At 45.8% G+C, this 2,541-nt stretch carries 2 protein-coding genes; both read left to right on the plus strand.

The genetic code is table 11. The annotated features are described in order from the left end of the window. The first annotated feature begins 388 nt into the window (after positions 1-388). Positions 389-613, plus strand: a complete 225-nt coding sequence (locus DXB92_RS13015; protein ID WP_117734204.1) for a hypothetical protein — start codon at positions 389-391, stop codon at positions 611-613. A gap of 254 nt (positions 614-867) precedes the next feature. Further along, a complete protein-coding gene (locus DXB92_RS13020; protein WP_341473052.1) occupies positions 868-2,472 on the plus strand; it encodes a terminase TerL endonuclease subunit in 1,605 nt (534 codons plus the stop codon). The last annotated feature ends 69 nt before the right edge of the window (positions 2,473-2,541 follow it).

Raw genomic sequence — 2,541 nt, forward strand, 5'->3', positions numbered from 1 at the left:
AGCATCGACTTTACGGAAAAGGAAATCGATGACGATGCCCTTTTTGATGAGGAGTACGAAAACGCCTGCGAATTTGAATGGGAGTGCCAGACCGGACGGTAATCCAAAACCCACAATCCAAGACCAAAGCCCCGAAAGGGGCTGCGGCTCGTACAGCCGCTGTGTTGCCCTGTCCGGCGTAGTTTTGTTTTCTCCGAGTGGTTTTCCCTTTCCTACAAATGCCCCACACAGGGCGACGTGGGGCTTGCTTTTTGGTTGGTATCATACACAATTTTCTGCCTTCCTCTTTGTGCAGAATATGCCGGAAATTTCGTTGACTTCTCCTTTGGTTTATGGTAATATACATCATGCCAAGAGGCAAAAGCAACGAAAACTGGAGGAAAAAACAATGTGGACAGAAGGAACAATTCAGGTAGGAACAAGCATTTTTCACTACTGGGTGAAACATTACGAGGAGCCTTCCATTTTTGGATATGAGGAAGGCAGAGCCTCGAAAATCTCCCTGCGGCGGAATGGCAAAACGGTGTTCAATTTCGACCGGGGCATGGATATTCCGCCGGAGGATGAGGAAACCGAAACTGCACTGGCGATCCTGCTGAAACAGTACAACTGATTCTTCCAAAACCAAATCCACAATCCGGAGCCGAAAGGCTCTGGTGGTCGTACACCTGATTTTGATTCGTGTATGATACACAAGAAGCCATAGAAATTTCGGCGTTTTTTCTGTTCATTTAGCCGCTTGCGATCCTTGAATTTGTATGGTAACATGGTTACAATGGGAATAGAATCTCGATTACAAAACTGCCCCTTGAGGGCGTTAAAATAAATGATGCAGACTTGCTTTTTGGCAGGTCTTTTTTGTTGGGGGTGAGAACAATGGCAAGATTTAAACCGACCCGTTTTATGGCGGAGGATTCCAAGTATAACAAAAAGGCGGCAGATTATGCTGTTTCCTTTATCGAATGCCTTGGTCATACCAAAGGCACATGGGCAGGAAAAAAGTTTGAATTGCTGGACTGGCAGGAACAGATTATCCGTGATTTGTTCGGCATTCTGAAACCGAATGGCTATCGTCAGTTTAATACAGCATATATTGAAATTCCGAAGAAAAATGGCAAATCAGAGCTTGCTGCTGCCGTTGCTCTGCTATTAACTTGCGGTGACGGTGAAGAACGTGCCGAAGTTTACGGCTGTGCTGCCGACCGCCAACAGGCTGCCATTGTTTTTGATGTAGCTGCCGACATGGTGCGAATGTGCCCTGCCCTTTCCAAACGAGTGAAGATCCTGACATCACAAAAGCGTATCGTGTACATCCCGACCAACAGCTTCTATCAGGTGCTTTCGGCAGAAGCCTACTCCAAGCATGGTTTCAACATCCACGGGGTTGTGTTTGATGAATTGCATACGCAGCCGAACCGAAAGCTGTTCGATGTTATGACCAAAGGTTCCGGTGATGCCAGAATGCAGCCTTTGTATTTTCTTATCACCACTGCCGGAACTGATACAAATTCAATCTGCTATGAAGTACATCAAAAAGCAAAGGACATTCTGGAAGGCAGAAAACATGATCCGACTTTCTATCCGGTCATTTATGGTGCTGATGAATCCGAGGACTGGACTGATCCGAAGGTTTGGAAAAAAGCAAATCCAAGTCTGGATAAGACCATCGGCATGGATAAGGTGGTGGCTGCGTGTAACTCTGCAAAAGAAACGCCGGGCGAGGAAAATGCGTTTCGGCAACTGCGTTTGAATCAGTGGGTAAAACAGGCGGTGCGTTGGATGCCGATGGAGAAATGGAATAAATGCAAGGTATCATTTGATGAAGAGATGCTTGCAGGTCGTATTTGTTATGGTGGTCTTGACCTTTCCAGCACAACGGATATTACAGCTTTTGTACTTGTCTTTCCACCTATTGAAGATGATGAACATTATTACATTTTGCCATACTTCTGGCTGCCGGAAGAAACATTGCCTCTCCGTGTAAGACGTGACCACGTTCCCTATGATGTATGGGAACGGCAAGGTTATCTGAAAACTACTGAGGGCAATGTTGTCCACTATGGTTTTATCGAAAACTTCATTGATGAACTGGGACAGAAATTCCATATCAAAGAAATTGCATTTGACCGTTGGGGTGCGGTGCAGATGTCACAGAATCTGGAGGGACTGGGTTTCACGCTTGTGCAGTTCGGGCAAGGCTACAAAGATATGTCACCACCGACCAAAGAACTGATGAAGCTGACCTTGGAACAAACACTTGCCCACAACGGACACCCTGTTTTAAGGTGGATGATGGACAATATCTTCATTCGCCGTGACCCTGCCGGAAACATCAAGCCGGACAAAGAAAAATCCACAGAGAAGATTGACGGTGCGGTTGCCATGATCATGGCTCTTGACCGTGCGATTCGCTGTGGACTTGGTAATTCTGGGGTGAGTGTTTATGATGAGAGGGAGATGTTGATTTTATAGATGTAGTTACCCTTACAAACTGGAATTTGACGCTCTATTAATGCTATTAAACCCAATCAATAGCATTCT

The organism is Ruminococcus sp. OM06-36AC, from assembly GCF_003438725.1.
Taxonomy (GTDB): domain Bacteria; phylum Bacillota; class Clostridia; order Oscillospirales; family Ruminococcaceae; genus Ruminococcus_C; species Ruminococcus_C callidus.